The organism is Kitasatospora sp. NPDC024654 (assembly GCF_055559155.1).
In genome coordinates this window covers 159,367-173,369 of the sequence record NZ_JBVHLF010000002.1, presented here as the reverse complement: position 1 = coordinate 173,369, position 14,003 = coordinate 159,367, and the positions used below count along the sequence as shown (strand labels likewise).

General features: G+C 72.3%; 17 protein-coding genes and 1 pseudogene. 8 read left to right on the top strand and 10 right to left on the bottom strand.

Going from position 1 to position 14,003, the window contains the following annotated elements:
* Nucleotides 1–120: 120 nt before the first annotated feature.
* The 5 genes from ACZ38L_RS02035 to ACZ38L_RS02015 form a co-directional block, all read right to left on the bottom strand.
* On the bottom strand, nt 121–567 hold the full coding sequence (locus ACZ38L_RS02035; RefSeq protein WP_465688314.1) for a cupin domain-containing protein: 447 nt from the start codon (nt 565–567) through the stop codon (nt 121–123).
* Entirely contained in the window at nt 557–1,687 is a 1,131-nt protein-coding gene (locus ACZ38L_RS02030) for an MFS transporter (protein ID WP_465688441.1), read from the bottom strand. The genes ACZ38L_RS02035 and ACZ38L_RS02030 overlap by 11 nt, the downstream gene beginning before the upstream one ends.
* 42 nt (nt 1,688–1,729) lie before the next feature.
* Nucleotides 1,730–2,338 carry an ester cyclase gene (locus ACZ38L_RS02025; RefSeq protein WP_465688312.1) on the bottom strand — a complete coding sequence of 203 codons (609 nt, stop codon included), beginning with the start codon at nt 2,336–2,338 and terminating at the stop codon, nt 1,730–1,732.
* Nucleotides 2,339–2,439: 101 nt separating this feature from the next.
* Nucleotides 2,440–3,222 (bottom strand): SDR family NAD(P)-dependent oxidoreductase, encoded by a 783-nt coding sequence (locus ACZ38L_RS02020; protein WP_465688310.1) that lies wholly within the window; start codon nt 3,220–3,222, stop codon nt 2,440–2,442.
* A 49-nt stretch (nt 3,223–3,271) separates the two neighbouring features.
* The gene (locus tag ACZ38L_RS02015) at nt 3,272–4,012 is read right to left on the bottom strand and encodes an SDR family oxidoreductase (protein WP_465688308.1); all 741 of its coding nucleotides are present in this window, start codon (nt 4,010–4,012) and stop codon (nt 3,272–3,274) included.
* A 130-nt stretch (nt 4,013–4,142) separates the two neighbouring features.
* On the opposite strand from ACZ38L_RS02015, the pseudogene ACZ38L_RS02010 reads away from it, so the two are divergent.
* Together ACZ38L_RS02010 and ACZ38L_RS02005 are read left to right on the top strand one after the other, a co-directional pair.
* Nucleotides 4,143–4,229 (top strand): annotated as a pseudogene (locus ACZ38L_RS02010) (LysR family transcriptional regulator); the annotation flags it as partial.
* Nucleotides 4,230–4,324: 95 nt separating this feature from the next.
* Complete coding sequence (locus ACZ38L_RS02005; protein ID WP_465688439.1) at nt 4,325–5,008, top strand: LysR substrate-binding domain-containing protein; 684 nt, start codon at nt 4,325–4,327, stop codon at nt 5,006–5,008.
* Here the strand turns inward: ACZ38L_RS02005 and ACZ38L_RS02000 are convergent.
* Together ACZ38L_RS02000 and ACZ38L_RS01995 are read right to left on the bottom strand one after the other, a co-directional pair.
* Nucleotides 5,003–6,259, bottom strand: coding sequence for an ATP-binding cassette domain-containing protein (locus ACZ38L_RS02000; RefSeq protein ID WP_465688306.1), 1,257 nt, complete (start codon nt 6,257–6,259; stop codon nt 5,003–5,005). The two genes, ACZ38L_RS02005 and ACZ38L_RS02000, sit on opposite strands and share 6 nt — an antisense overlap.
* Before the next feature lie 190 nt (nt 6,260–6,449).
* Nucleotides 6,450–6,767: a MazG-like family protein gene (locus ACZ38L_RS01995; protein WP_465688304.1), complete on the bottom strand. Its 318-nt coding sequence runs from the start codon at nt 6,765–6,767 to the stop codon at nt 6,450–6,452.
* Nucleotides 6,768–7,121: 354 nt separating this feature from the next.
* Between ACZ38L_RS01995 and ACZ38L_RS01990 the strand changes: the two genes are divergently transcribed.
* Nucleotides 7,122–7,409, top strand: a complete 288-nt coding sequence (locus ACZ38L_RS01990; protein ID WP_465688437.1) for a CRISPR-associated endonuclease Cas2 — start codon at nt 7,122–7,124, stop codon at nt 7,407–7,409.
* A 152-nt stretch (nt 7,410–7,561) separates the two neighbouring features.
* On the opposite strand, the gene ACZ38L_RS01985 is transcribed toward ACZ38L_RS01990, so the two are convergent.
* The gene (locus tag ACZ38L_RS01985) at nt 7,562–8,596 is read right to left on the bottom strand and encodes a hypothetical protein (RefSeq protein WP_465688302.1); all 1,035 of its coding nucleotides are present in this window, start codon (nt 8,594–8,596) and stop codon (nt 7,562–7,564) included.
* Nucleotides 8,597–8,677: 81 nt separating this feature from the next.
* Here ACZ38L_RS01985 and ACZ38L_RS01980 point away from each other — a divergent pair, with 81 nt between their 5' ends.
* Complete coding sequence (locus ACZ38L_RS01980) at nt 8,678–9,547, top strand: amidohydrolase family protein (protein ID WP_465688300.1); 870 nt, start codon at nt 8,678–8,680, stop codon at nt 9,545–9,547.
* Nucleotides 9,548–9,572: 25 nt separating this feature from the next.
* Here ACZ38L_RS01980 and ACZ38L_RS01975 read toward each other — a convergent pair whose 3' ends face one another.
* Both ACZ38L_RS01975 and ACZ38L_RS01970 read right to left on the bottom strand, forming a co-directional pair.
* Nucleotides 9,573–9,887, bottom strand: a complete 315-nt coding sequence (locus ACZ38L_RS01975) for an MTH1187 family thiamine-binding protein (RefSeq protein WP_465688298.1) — start codon at nt 9,885–9,887, stop codon at nt 9,573–9,575.
* A gap of 115 nt (nt 9,888–10,002) precedes the next feature.
* The gene (locus ACZ38L_RS01970; protein ID WP_465688296.1) at nt 10,003–10,632 is read right to left on the bottom strand and encodes a hypothetical protein; all 630 of its coding nucleotides are present in this window, start codon (nt 10,630–10,632) and stop codon (nt 10,003–10,005) included.
* 198 nt (nt 10,633–10,830) lie between these two features.
* On the opposite strand from ACZ38L_RS01970, the gene ACZ38L_RS01965 reads away from it, so the two are divergent.
* The 4 genes from ACZ38L_RS01965 to ACZ38L_RS01950 all read left to right on the top strand — a co-directional run bounded on the left by ACZ38L_RS01965 (nt 10,831) and on the right by ACZ38L_RS01950 (nt 13,850).
* The gene (locus ACZ38L_RS01965) at nt 10,831–11,337 is read left to right on the top strand and encodes an NUDIX domain-containing protein (protein ID WP_465688294.1); all 507 of its coding nucleotides are present in this window, start codon (nt 10,831–10,833) and stop codon (nt 11,335–11,337) included.
* A 50-nt stretch (nt 11,338–11,387) separates the two neighbouring features.
* Nucleotides 11,388–12,173: a COG4705 family protein gene (locus ACZ38L_RS01960; protein WP_465688292.1), complete on the top strand. Its 786-nt coding sequence runs from the start codon at nt 11,388–11,390 to the stop codon at nt 12,171–12,173.
* Nucleotides 12,174–12,447: 274 nt separating this feature from the next.
* Nucleotides 12,448–12,957 (top strand): universal stress protein, encoded by a 510-nt coding sequence (locus ACZ38L_RS01955; protein ID WP_396559717.1) that lies wholly within the window; start codon nt 12,448–12,450, stop codon nt 12,955–12,957.
* Nucleotides 12,958–13,097: 140 nt separating this feature from the next.
* Nucleotides 13,098–13,850: a DUF4118 domain-containing protein gene (locus ACZ38L_RS01950; RefSeq protein ID WP_465688290.1), complete on the top strand. Its 753-nt coding sequence runs from the start codon at nt 13,098–13,100 to the stop codon at nt 13,848–13,850.
* Nucleotides 13,851–14,003: the final 153 nt, after the last annotated feature.

Sequence of the window (14,003 nt, the reverse complement as noted above, 5' to 3'; positions counted from 1 at the left end):
GCAGGGTCAAGAATGCGCGCGGTTGCGAAAGAAGGGGAAGACGTGTGCACCCGCGAGCCAAGTACTGTAACCGCATCTGCCGTCAGGGGTAGCCGTTCGCGAGGTGGGGGTCGGCGCCGGTCAGTGCTCCGGCTCTGGCTGGAGGTCCAGGGGTGGGTTGGCGCCGTTCTTGAACTCCACAGTGGTGAACTCGAGGGTCGTGGTGCCGATGTTCTCCAAGTCGTGCAAGAGGTGGCGACCGGGGCCGAAGGTGTAGTGGCGGGTTTCGCCCGGGGTGTAGTCCACGATGCGGGTGGTGCCGTCGCAGGTGTGCTGAAGGCTGCGGCCCGCGGTGTGGGCTGTCCAGAAGTAGTCCAGGACGTGGCGGTGGGCGGCCACCCGCTCGCCGGGGGCGAGGCGGATGCTCCACACCCGCACCCGCGCGGTCTCGCTGAGCAGCCGCCTGCCGACCCGGCCGTTGTACGCGTTCTGCTTGAACTCCTCGCGCAGTGCCGGCGTCCAGCCCTGGAAGCCGTCGGCGATCAGGGTCCCGGCGAGCGGGAGGTCGGACATGTCGTCAGTGTTCATCGGGAAGTGGCTGCCTTCCGGGTGAGGAGGAACGGTTCTGCCGGTGCGAGAGAAGCGCCGGTATGACGGCCGCGAGGACGGCGATGGCGGCCGCCGGTGGGGTGGCGCGCAGCCGGCCCGCGTCCGCCATGACTCCGCCGAGGGCGGAGCCGGCGGCGATGCCGATGGTGAACGCGGCGATGTTGAGCGTGGCCGCGAGGGTGCCGGTCGTCCCGGCGATGGCGACCACCCGGGCCTGCAGCGCGGGGACCAGGGCGAAGGCGCTGACGCCCCAGCCGATCAGCAACGCGACGGTCAGCGCCTGGTTGTGACCCGCCACTCGCACCAGGGCCAGCACGGCGGCGAGCAACACGAGAGTGACGGGCGGCGCGGCGCCGGCGTGGCGATCACCGGCCCTGCCGCCGAGCACACCGCCGACGGCGGATGCCGCGCCGAACAGGAGAAGCAGGAGCGTCACCGTCCCCTGGCGGAATCCGCTCACCGTCTCCAGGTAGGGAGTGATGAAGGTGTAGGGCACGAAGATCACTCCCCAGCCGAGGACGGTGGTGGCCAGCGCGAGCGCAAGAGCGGCCGGGGCCGGACGCGATGCTGCCGCGGTCCCGTCGGCCGCGGGGGCGGGCTGCTGCCGGGGCAGCAGCCGGTACAGGGCGAGGGCGGCCGCGGCGGCGAGCAGGGCGACCGTGGCGAACGGTGCCCGCCAGGACAGGTGCTGACCGAGCAGGGTGCCGCCGGGGACGCCGATCACGGTGGCCACGCTCAGGCCGGTGAACATCAGGGCGATCGCCCGGCCACGCCGGTCCTGCGGGACGACGGCTGCCGCGACCACGGAGCCGGTGCCGAAGAACGCCCCGTGTGCGGAGGCGGTCACCAGCCGGGCGATCAGCAGCACCGTGAAGTCCGGTGCCGCCGCCATCACCAGGTGTCCGGCGCTGAAGAGCGTCATCAGGCCGATCAGGGTGGTGCGCGGCGGCAGCCGCCGGGCCGCGAGGGCGAGCAGGGGCCCGCCGATCGCGACCCCGGCGGCGTAGCCGGTCACCAGGTAGCCGGCCGTCGGTACGGAGACCGAGAGCGCGTGGGCCAGCGTGGGCAGCAGGCCGACGACGAACTCGGTGGTGCCGATGGCGAAGGCCGCCAGGGGCGACGGCGTACAGGAGGAGGGGCATCAGCCGTTGACGCCCAGCTGGCTCATCAGGGTCTGGTTGTCCTCGATGTGCCAGTCCTCGATGATCTTGTCGGTGCCGACGTGCTGGATGTCGATGGCGTTGAAGTCGACGTTCTGCCCCTTGCCTTGGACGCCGTTGAAGGTGCCGGTGAAGTGACCGTGGAAGACCATCCGGGCGGTGATCTTGTCGCCGGTGACCAGTACGTCGGACAGCTCGCAGGTCAGGTCCGGCACGGCGGTGCGGAAGTTCTTCGAGGCGAAGACCGGCCCGGCGGGGCCCTGCGGGCGGCCGGCGGGCAGCGTGTTGTCCTTGAACTGCGGGCTGATGGCGGCGTCCAGGTACTTCTGCTGCCCGGTGTTCCAGAAGGTGTACAGCTGCTGGGCCAGGTGGACCTCCTGGGCCGCTCGCTTCTCGCCGATCGAGCGGTCGACGGTGAGCGCCTCGGGCTGGACCAGGTCGGGCGAGCGGTCGACCAGGCGCTGCGGCCAGGCCTGCGAGGACGAGTGGTGGCCGTTGTCGTGGGCGTAGGCGGCAGCGGCGGTGCCGCCCGCGAGGCTCGCCGCCGCCGCGGCGACAGCGGCGGTACGGATGAGGGTGCGCGAACGCATGGGAGTTGCTCCTTGAATCGGCCGGTCACGCTTCCGGTTTCGGGCGTGCCGGGGTGGCCGGCCGGTCCCTTCGACCGGCCGGAGGAATTGATGACGAGACATCAGATCTGGCGCAGTGCGCCGCCGTCGACGGCCCACTCGGCGCCGGTGATCTGGCCCGCGAGTGGGGAGAGCAGGTAGGCGATGACCCGGGCGACGTCGCCCGGCTCGCCGAGCCGGGCGCTGGGCAGTCGCCGCACCTCGCGCACGAAGTGGTCGATCGCCGCTTCCGGTGCGAGGTTGAACTGGGCGCCGAGTTGCTCGGCGAACCCGCCCGGGGCGTCCCACAGCCTGGTGCGGGTCGGACCGGGGGCGACCACGTTGGAGCGCACCCCGCGCGGGCCGAACTCCACCGCGAGGGTCTTGTTCAGCGACAGCAGGGCCGTCTTGGCGGCGGCGTAGTCCACCAGGGGCACGTCGGGCAGCCGGGCGGCCTCGCTGGTCACGTGGACCAGTGCGCCACCGTGCTCCAGCAGGGCCGGCAGCGCGGCGCGCGTCATCCGGACGACCGAGTGGAAGTTGAGGTCGAACGTCGCCTGCCACTGCTCGTCGGTCACCTCCAGGAAACCGGTGCGCGAGGTCAGGCCGCCGACGTTGTTGACCAGGCCGTCCAGGCGCCCGTGCCGGGCCAGCACCTCGGCCATGACCCGCTCGGGCGTCCGCGGATCGGTCATGTCGGCCGCGACGGCGCTCACGCGAGCTCCGAGTTCCTCGATGCCCTCGGTGCTGCGGGCCGTGCCGACCACGGATGCACCCTCAGCGGCGAGGGTGCGGACGGTGGCCGCGCCGATGCCGGCGGAGGCCCCGGTGACCAGGAAGACCTTGCCGTCCAGGTGGAGATCCATCAGCTGCTCCTTCGTATCGGTCGAGTCGGATGATCAGGCGGGCTGTAGGTCAGGCGAGGCGGCCGCCGCCGTCGACGTGCAGCACGGTGCCGGTCACGTAGGGGTTGTCGATGGCGTAGAACACCGCCTTGACCAGATCCTCGGGGCTGCCCACCCGGCGGGCCGGATTGCGCTCGGCCACACCACGCAGGAACGCCTCCTTGTCGGTGCCCAGACCGTCCCAGGAGCCGGTGTCCACGATGCCGGGGGAGACGGCGTTCACCCGGACCGGGGCGATCTCCACCGCCAGCGCCTGGACCAGGAAGGCCAGCGCACCGTTGGTGGTGGCCATCACCGTCCGCGCGGGCGCCGGCCGCCAGGCCGCCACGCCCGAGAAGAAGGTGAACGAGCCGCGCTCGGACACCTGCCCGGCGAGGTGCTTGGCCAGCAGCAGCGGACCGATCACCTTGGCCGAGAACGCCCGCTGCACATCGGCCAGTTCGAGGTCCTTCAGCGGACCGTTGGCCGGCATCGCGGCGGTGGAGACCAGGTGGTCGAACCCGCCCACCAGGGCGGCGAAGTCGGCGATCGACCGCTCGTCGGCGAGGTCGAGCGCCACCACCTCGGACGGCCCGGACAGCTCACCGGCCGTCCACTCCAACTTGCGCGGATCCGGGCCCGCCAGCACGAGCGCGGCACCGGCCGCCGAGGCGGCCTTGGCGAGCGCGCGCCCGGTGCGCGAACCCGCGCCCACCACGACCAGCCGCTGCCCCTGGAGAGGCGTGCCATTGGACACCGTGTCATCCGACATCGGGAGAACTCCTTCGAGTCATCGGGGATCGGCCGTCCGCTGTTCCCCGCGGCGGCCACACCACGACCCTCCCTCAACCTCCAGTAATGAGTCCAAGGCTTGTTTTCTACCTCGGCGATAAAATCCGCTCATGGCAACAACGACGCTCCGCCAGCTCGAATGCCTGGTCGCCGTGGTCGACACCGGCTCCTTCACCCGCGCGGCCGAGCAACTGCACGTCACCCAGCCCGCGCTCTCCCGCCAGATGAGGGCCCTGGAGAGCGCGATCGGGGCCCCTGCTCGAACGCCTGCCGCTCGGTGCGGCTCACCTCGATGGGCCGGGCGGTGCTGCTACACGCCCGTGCCGCACTCGCCGAGGCCGCACGCCTGCACACGGTGGCCCGGCGCACAGCCGGCCTGGAGGAGGGTGAGCTGGAGGTCGCCGCCATCTACTCGATCAGCCTCGGCATCCTGCCGCCGGCCCTGCGGAACTGGCGCCGCCGCCACCCCGGCGTACGGATCCGGCTACGCGAGTACCCGCACGCCGACCGGCTCCAGGCCGCCATGGCCGCCGGCCACGCCGACCTCGCCATCGGCCCCGCAGGTCAGGCTCTACCGGGCCCGGCACCGGCACGTCACCCTGGCCATGGCTGCGCTGGCCTACCTGACCGCCCTCCGTGCCCAGGCAGCGGCAAAAGGGGGCACCGCAGACGACGAACACGAGCTCATAGCGCTCAGCGTCCCGGAGATCCGCCCGTTGACGGGGCACCTCGTCAAGCCTCGCCACCAGACCAACGAGCACCATCTGCGCTGGTCATGCTTCCGGTGACGCAGTCAGGCCCGAGCCCGTCGCTCCCACTGCAAACGCCGAAGCCAGATCCCCCAGATGGGGTCGGTGGCGTGGCTGTCCCCGTTCCGCAGACACGGAGGAGCCGGTGCGGGGGCAGCCGCCGTCGGCGATGGTGGTTGTCCCGCCGGTTGCGGCCCTCCGGTACCCGTGAGGATCGGCGGTCATGACTTCTCTTCCCGTCCTGGTTGAGTGCCATTACGTGCAGGGTCCACGGCTCGGTGAGCGGTGAGTCCTGTGGGAACGTCGGATTCCGGACTCGGTGAGCACCGGCTCTGAGAGTGGATCGTGAGCACAACCAGGCTGCTGGGAACAAGGGTTGGAGCTAGGCTCCCGTGAATCCGGAGCCGGTTGGAGCCAGTGCTCCTGGTCACGTGGATGTGCTGGGGTTGGGCTCGCGGTCGCTCGTCGCTGCTCGCGGGTTCGCGGTCCCTGCGGCTGGCTGTGCTGTCGAGTATTGGCGGGCCTGGAGGAGGTAGGACGTTCGGTAGCGGCCGTTCGGTTGGGCCATCAGTTCGGCGTGGGTGCCCTGTTCGGTGAGCTGGCCGTCGTGGAGGACATGGATCAGGTCGGCGTCGGCGGTGGGCGGCGAGGCGGTGGGTGATGAGTACGACCGTGAGCCCCTGGGCTGCCAGTTCACGGATGCGCGCGAATGCGTCGATCTCCGATTGGGCGTCGAGGGCGGAGGTCGGTTCATCGGCGATGACGAGGTAGGGCGGCCGGCCGGAGGCGCTGCTGGTGGTCGCCCGGTGGAAGGTGCGGCCTGTGCCGATGCGTTGCCACTGGCCGCCGGACGCTTGCACGCCGCCTTGGAAGCCGCGCGCGGCCAGAGTGTCCCACCCTCGGTCCTGCTGTTCGACCAGAGGATGGAGGTCGGCGTAGTCGGCGGCCTTCTTGAGCTGGTCGGGGGCATCGCCGTACTCGGGCCGGCCGATCAGGACGTTGGCGCGCGGCGTGAAGGGCCACTGCTGGAAGCCCTGTTCGAGCATGGCGACGGAGGCGAAGAGCTGATCCCGGTCGGCGGTGGCGGCATCGACGCCGTCCCACAGGATTCGCCCTTCGTCGGGCAGGTGCAGGCCGCACAGGAGTTTGGTCAGGGTCGACTTCCCGGAGCCGTTGTCGCCGACCAGGGCCACGACCTTGCCGCGGGGGATCTCCAGCGTCACCTTGCTCAGCGCGGGTGAGGTGCGCCCCGGGTAGGTGAAGGAGACGTTCTCCACCCTGAGGATCTCTGGGCGTTCGGGCAGATCGGTGCCGCCGACGGGGATGGCCCGCCGTTCGGCCTCCTCCTGGAGACGGTCCAGGTCCCGCACGTAGAGGGCTTCTTCGTAGAGGGCGTTGAAGCTGCTCACCAGGGAGGTGATGTTGGCGGCTCCGGTGCGGACTCCGACGATGGCGGCCCCGGCGACGGCGAGGGCCATCTGCCCGTTGTAGACGAGCAATCCGAGGAGGGCGAAGGCCGCGGGGCGGTGCCGGACAGAGTGGAGGACAGCATCGAGACGACCACCCCTCGTCGACCACGGGTGCCCCGGTGGAGAGCGCGGCCAGGCGGACGTCGATGTCTGGGGGAAGTGCGGCGTCGAGGAGGCGGGCGTGTCGACCGGCCACGGATCAGACCCCCGCATCGCTGCGGGCGGCGACGCCGCGCACGTGCTCCTCGAAGAACCGGCGCGGGTCGCCGCCCATCCGGGCGAGCATCACCAGCGCGGTCAGGGCCACGTCGCAGACCTCCCTGCGCACGTCGTCCCAGTCGTGCGAGAAGCCCTTGCGGGGGTTGGCACCGAGCGCCCCGATGACCGCCTCGGCGACCTCGCCGGCCTCCTCCTGGAGCTTGAGAGCCTGCACGGTCCAGCGCTGCTCATCGGCACGGTCGAAGTGTGAATCCAGCTTACTTGCAAGGGAGTTCGTGATCTCCCAGATCTCGTTCATGGGTGAGGATCCTTCCGGTGTTCGAACTCCCTTTTCAAGCAGGGCGGTTCCGGGCGAGTCGCGGCGCGCCCGGGACGTACGGGACGCTTTCGATTTCGCGGTTGTCCACTGGTCCGGTGGGGCGGCTGGGGTGGTCAGCTGGGCGGGGGCGGTGTCGAAGACGGCGCTTCGGGCAGCGAGTGCCGGTGCGCCCTGGGCGGCGTAGGGGATGCCGAGGCGGCTCCAGCGGAAGATCACGTGGTGGGTGATCACGTCACGCAGGCCCCGTGTGAGCTGGCCTTCGGACCACAGGAGGAAGAGTGCTCCCGGGTCGCGTCTCCGGTGTCCGGACGGTTTTCGGCCGCGCGTGCCCAGATGTCGCCCCGCTCGTACCAGCCGAGACTGGCGGCGCGCATCAGGGCTGAGCAGAGCAGCACGGACAGCTCCCGGCGGCGATCGGGGAAGCCCTCAAGCTGGTACGCCTCTGTCTGGAAGACACCCGGTACAAGCCGTTCCGGCCGTGGTGGTGACCGATGTTCGTCATCCTGGTCCACGACACCGCCGCCGAAACGCAACCCGAAAGTCCTGAGGACCTGCCGCAAGTACCTCCACTGGACCCAGCGCAGTGTCTTCCACGGCGAACTCACCGCCGCCCAATCGTGACCTGCACCGATGCAGTACCGGACGGTTGCCGTGCCACAGCGGGCTGGAGCAACGGCCGGGTACAGCGTGAACTTGGGCTTTGCCCCGGGGCGTCATCAACTCCCCATGCTGGCCGCCGCGCCGCGCGGTCGTCATCACGGCGAACTGGACCGCTACGTCAGGAAGCCGACGTGCACGTGGTCGTGATGGGTGGCGTCGGTGAAGAACTGGTCGGGCGTGGTGCCGCCGGAGAGTTGACGCGGTCCACCGACGTTGTACGAGCCGGCCGCGGCCGCGGCCCGCATGAAGGTGTCCACCAGGGCGGCGGGAGTGGCCGGGTCCACCACGGCCCGCCCGTCGATCTGCCAGACGTCGAAGGCCCGGCCCAGCGGGTGGTCGCTCGGCCGGTCGGTGCCGAACACGTCCAGCGGGTGGCCGGAGCGGACCACGCTGACCGTGACGGTGTGGCTCTGGGCCAGCGTCAGCATCGCCCGCGCCACGCTGTCGTGGACCAGACCGGAGCGCAGGTCGGCGAGCGAGGCGGGGGAGAGCTGGAGCCGCGGCTCGGCGAGCGCCCTGGAGACCGTCCCGGAGAGCGTGGCGGAGGGCGGGCCGGGCCGCGCGGGGTGCAGTGCGGTGACCCTCCAGCGCGGGGTGGCCGCGCCGAGCCGGACGTCCACGGTGGTGCCGCCGGCGGCGACCGGCCCGCCACCGGTGGCCGTCCACTGGTCGCAGACCACCAGGACACTGGCCGAGTCGGACAGGATGCCGCCGTACTGCGCGTCGATCACCTGTAGCGCGGCCCGGTCGGCGGCCGGCAGCAGCGGGCCGGCCTGGTCGGCGAGGCCCGGATCGAAGCCCAGCGCGGCGACCCGGGCCCGCGCGGCGGCCGGGCCGGCCCCGCCGGCGGGCCAGGAGCCGAGGGCCTCGACGAGCTGGACGGCGCGCAGCTTGACGTCCGGCTGGATCTCGCCCGGCCCGGGCAGCCAGGGCCGGGTGGCGGGGAGGGCGGGGGAGGAGGGTCCGGCAGCCGTCGAGGGGCGCTCGCTCGCTCGAGGCGTCGGGCCGGCCGTCCGTGAACCGCCGCACCCCGCGGCGCACACCGCCGCGCCGACCGCCGCGGTCAGCAGCGCACGCCGGCCGCACACCCCGCAGGTCCGGCCGACCCCGCCCGCCGTACCCGGTTCCGGTGAACGCTCGATCGCCATGGCCCACTATGGTCACGGCCTCGGCCGCCCCGCGACCGGTGGGTACAGTGGGCCAGGCGACGGAGGCAGGGGAGGCGGCGGATGGGCGTGGAGCAGGTCAGGGCGTTCTGGCGGGAACTGGGCCTCCCCGGGCTGATCGACGTGCACACCCACTTCATGCCGGAGAACGTGCTGGCCAAGGTCTGGGCCTACTTCGACTCCGCCGGTCCGCTGGTCGGCCGGGAGTGGGCCATCACCTACCGCGAGGGTGAGGCCGAACGCCTGGCGCTGCTGCGGGAGTTCGGGGTCCGCGCGTTCACCGCGATGATCTACCCGCACAAACCGGGGATGGCCGACTGGCTCAACGACTGGGCGGCGGCCTTCGCCGACCGTACGCCGGACTGCCTGCGGACGGCGACCTTCTTCCCCGAGCCCGGCGCCGACCGTTACGTGGCGCGAGCCGTCGCGTCCGGGGCCCGGGTCTTCAAGGCCCATCTGCAGGTGGGCGGGTACGACCCGACGGACCCGCTGCTGGACGACGTCTGGGGGCTGCTCGCCGAGGCCGGCACACCGGTGGTCACGCACTGCGGCTCGGGCCCCGCGCCCGGCGAACACACCGGTCCCGGCCCGATCGGCGCGGTGCTGGCCCGGCACCCGCGGCTGCGGCTGGTGGTGGCCCACCTGGGGGCCCCGGAGTACGCGGAGTTCCTCACCCTGGCCGAGGCCCACCCCGAGGTGCACCTCGACACCACCATGGCCTTCACCGACTTCACCGAGTCGGCGGCGCCGTTCCCCCGCGAGCTGCTGCCCCGGCTGGCCGCCCTCCAGGAGCGGGTCCTGCTCGGCAGCGACTACCCGAACATCCCCTACCCGTACCGCCACGCCCTGGAGTCGCTGGCCCGCCTGGACCTCGGCGACCCCTGGCTCCGCGCGGTCTGCCACGACAACGCGGCCCGGTTGTTCGGCCTCTGACCGCGCCGCACGACCGCGTCCCCGCTCAGTCGACCGTCACGTGCTGCTCGGGCGCCAGATGCCGTTCCAGCGAGGCCAGCTTGGTGTGCAGGCCGTCGGTCACCCCGGCCCGGTCGTCGATCTTGATGACGGTGCTCACCCGGTTCGCGAACGGTTTGACCGCCTCGACGGCCTGCTTGATCACCGCCATCACCTCGTCCCACTCGCCCTCGACGGAGGTGAACATCGCGTCGGTCCGGTTCGGCAGCCCGCTGGCGCGGACCACCCTCACCGCCGCGGCGACGGCCTCGCCGACGTCCTCGCCGATCCCGAGCGGGGTGACACTGAAGGCGGCGATCATGGCTGCTCCCGGTTCGGTGGCGATGGGACGGCGGTGGCGGTGACACGGACGTGCGGCGTGGTCGGGCCGCCTGACACCGGATCATAACGGCGTACGACCGGCGGGCCCGCTCGCCTCACCCGCCGTACACGCCTCGGCAGATCCGGGCCTGCTCGGAGTCCGGGGCCCAGTGCCCGTACCGCTCGCCGGCGCCGCACAGGCCGAGGGGCGGCGAGACCCGGCTGTCCGGTGTTCCCGGGCCGGCCGGCCGGGGACCGGGCACGGCGGGGCCGGCCGGCGGTGGGGGCACGGCGGGGCGGCCGCCGGACCGCGGTGGTGCCGCGGGGCCGTGCGGAGGGCGCGGCCGGGCGTGTGCCGGGTCGGTCGGCTCCGGCGCCTCGGCCGCCGCGTGCCCGGTGGGTTGTTGCGCCGGGCCCCGCCCCGGCTCCACCGGTGGCGGCCCGGCCGGCGGGCTCGTCACCGGGGCCGGCGCTGACGGGTCGGCCCCGGACGGCTCCAGGGACCCGCGGTGCAGGTCCTCGCGCAGCGGCTGATCCCCGCTGACCGGGCCGGCCAGCCCGGTGGTGGCCGAGACCGGCGCGTCCCCGTCCTCGATGCGCGCCGTCCGATGCTGCGCCTGGCACCCGGTCAGCAGGGCCGCGAGCGCCAGCACGGCCAACGCCGTGGTCAGTGCCGCCCCGGCGCCGGGTGGCGGCAGCACCTGTGCGGGCCCACCCGCCTGTTCCCCGCGGAGAGGTTCGTCCATGGCCGGTCCAACGAGAGCGACCCCCGCGCGGTGTCGGTGGATCACGCCGCCGCCCTTCCGGTGCCGGGGCGACCCACCGGTTGCCGGTCACCCCGTGTGGTGAACCCGGCCCGCCGCGGCCCGCCGCCCGCGGCGCGCTCTGACAGAGTGGTTACCAAGCCCCGCGGCCGCCCCCCGCCCCCACCGGACGGAGAAACCATGACGACCACCTGGCTCCCGGAGGACGAGTGGCTGTCCGGCCTGGTCCGGGCCTACGCCGGCGCGAGCGTGCTGCTGACCGATCCGGCCGGCCGGGTGCTGCTGTTGCGGCCGAGTTACCGGGACCAGTGGCAGTACCCGGGCGGGGGGATCGACCCGGGCGAGGGCCCGGCCGAGTGCGCCGTGCGCGAGGTGGCGGAGGAGACCGGCCTGCTGCTCGGTGCGGAGCTGCGGCTGCTGGTCGTCGAGTGGCGCGACCCGCTGCCCGACCAGGAGCCCCACGCCCACCCGGCGGTGCACTTCATGTTCGACGGCGGTACCGTCCCCGCCACCACCCCGCTCCGGCTGCAGCCGGAGGAGATCGCCGAGGCCCGCTTCTTCCCGCCGCCGGAGGCCGCCGCCCTGCTGCACGAGCACGCCGCTGACCGCCTCCGGCACGGCCTGCGGTCCCGCCGGGCGGGCGGTGCCGGCACCGCCCTGCTCCGCACCCCGGGCTACCTCGGCTGACGAGGGCCCTTAAGTGTTGCTTCAGTATCCGTGTGCCAGCATTTCGCCCCATGACCACAGCGCAACTCCAGCACGGCGGGTCGCGGGCCCCCGCGCGGCACGTGATGAGCAAGGTGCCAGAGGTGACGGCCTATTTCTGGATCACCAAGGTCCTGACCACCGGGATGGGGGAGACCACCTCCGACTTCCTGGCCCACTTGATGAACCCGATGATCGCGGTCGCGATCGGCGGGGGCGGCCTGGTGGCCGCGCTGGCGTTGCAGTTCGCCGTCCGCCGCTACATCGCCTGGGTCTACTGGACGGCCGTGGTGATGGTCAGCGTCTTCGGCACGATGGCCGCCGACACCCTGCACGTCGGGCTGGGCATCCCGTACGCGGTCTCCGCCCCCTTCTTCCTGGTCGCCCTGGCCGTGGTCCTCGGTGCCTGGTTCGCGAGCGAGAAGACCCTCTCGATCCACGGCATCCACACCCGTCGGCGCGAGCTGTTCTACTGGGCGACGGTGCTGACCACCTTCGCGCTCGGCACCGCGACCGGTGACCTGACCGCGACCACCCTGAACCTCGGCTACCTCGGCTCGGGCGTGCTGTTCGCCGTGGTGATCGCGCTGCCGGCGATCGCCCACCGGTTCGGGCTCAACGCGGTCTTCGCCTTCTGGTTCGCCTACGTCGTCACCCGCCCGTTGGGCGCCTCCTTCGCCGACTGGATGGCGGTGGCGACCAGCCGCGGCGGTCTCGGCCTCGGGCTCGGCCCGACCACCCTCAGCTGGACGGTGGCGATCCTCGGCTTCGTCGGCTACCTGGCGGTCAGCCGCAAGGACGTCGGGAACCCGAGCTAGCCGCTCCGCCCCACCCGACCGGGACCCGATCGCGCGTTGACACCGCGGCCGGGTCCCGGTCGCGTTCCGTCCGCCAGGCGGTGGCCCGCATCAGGGACTCGTCAAGACGCGCCGGACGGGCGTTACGGGGGCGTCAAGGACGACCGGGTGTGACACTCGACTAGGATCCAATGGATCCAAGGGCAAGCGCCGTCGAACCTTTCGAAACATTCAGCTTGCCGGATCCCTGTCAAGGAATTGCAGGGACCTATCGAGCAGAGAGAAGCGAAGGATCATGTCGGACGTCGCCCGGGTCATCGTCGGAGTCAGCGGCTCGCTGAACAGCCTGACCGCCCTGCACCGTGCGGTGGACGAGGCCCGGGCCCGCCGGGCGGTGCTCGTCCCGGTGCTGGCCTGGACGCCGGTCGGCGGCGAGGCCAACTACCGCGTCCACCCCTGCCCGCACCTGCTGCGGGCCTGGGAGCAGGCCGCCGTCGAGCGGCTGGAGCGGGCGTTCGACGACGCGTTCGGTGGCTTCCCCACCGGGGTCGAGCTCGACCCGCTGGTGATCCGTGGCGAGACCGGGCCGGCGCTGGTTCAGTTCGCCGACCGGCCGGACGACCTGCTGGTCGTCAGCACCGGTCGCCAGGGCGGTCTGCGTCGGCTGCTGCACGGCTCGGTGAGTCGCTACTGCCTCGCCCACGCGACCTGCCCGGTCGTCGCCGTCCCGCCGTCCGCCCTGCTGCGTGACCGGCGGCGCGGCGACCGCACCATCAGCGTCCGGGAGTTGACGCACGCCGCCTGAGCGGATCCGACCACTGCTGACCGCCGCGGATCACCACCGATCAGGTTTGACGCGGCCATCGCAAGAGGTGCGTTAAGGGCGCCCGCTACCGCTTGCGCCCGGTACGGCGGCTGCGTAGACCGGTGGTCAGGAGGTGTGTCATGCGCCAGAACCTCACCAGCGGCCGGGCCGCACTGGTGTCCTCACTGCTGCTCCCGCCCGCGGTCTGCGCGGTGCTGCTGCCCGCCCGCGGCAGCTTGGCCAACACGGACGTCGCGTTGGGCCTGGTGGTGGTCATCGTCGCCGTGGCCTCCCTCGGTCACCGCGTCCCCGGGGCGCTGGCGGCGGTGTCCGCCGCCGTCTGGTTCGACTTCTTCTTCACCCGACCGTACACGACCTTCGACATCAGCAAGTCCGCCGACCTCACAACCGCCGTGCTGCTGCTCCTGGTTGGCCTGGCGGTCTCCCAACTCGCGACGCACGCCCGCCGGATGCGCGTGATCGCGATCACCGACGCCGGCTACCTGGCTCAGATCCACGACACGGCCGTGCTCTCCCGCTCCGCCAACTCCCCTCTGGCGGTGGCGGATCACGTCCGTGAGCAGCTGATCGAGGTGCTCCAGCTGCGCGGCTGCCGCTTCGAGTACGGCACGCTGATGGGCCACCCGCCGCGTCTGGAGCACGACGGATCCGTGCTGATCGGAGAGAACGTCTGGGACGTGGACCGGCTCGGCATGCCCGCCCAGGAGGTGGAGCTGCGGCTGGTGAGCAGTGACCGCTACTACGGCCGGTTCATGCTCGACCCGATCCCCGGCGCCCGCCCCTCCCGTCAGGCCCGGCTGGTCGCGGCCACCCTGGCCGACCAGGCCGGTGCCGCGCTGGACCCGATGTGGCGGGTCGACAAGGCGGCCTGACCGGCGCGCCCCGAGCCGGTGGCGGTGACGAGCGGGGCCCGGGGGGGGGGGGGGGGGGCCCAGAAGCGCCAGCTCGGTGGGTGGGGGAGTTTCTTTCCCCACCCCAAACAGGGGGGAGCAGCCAACTCTCGTGCGAGAGAAGGGAGGGCCGGG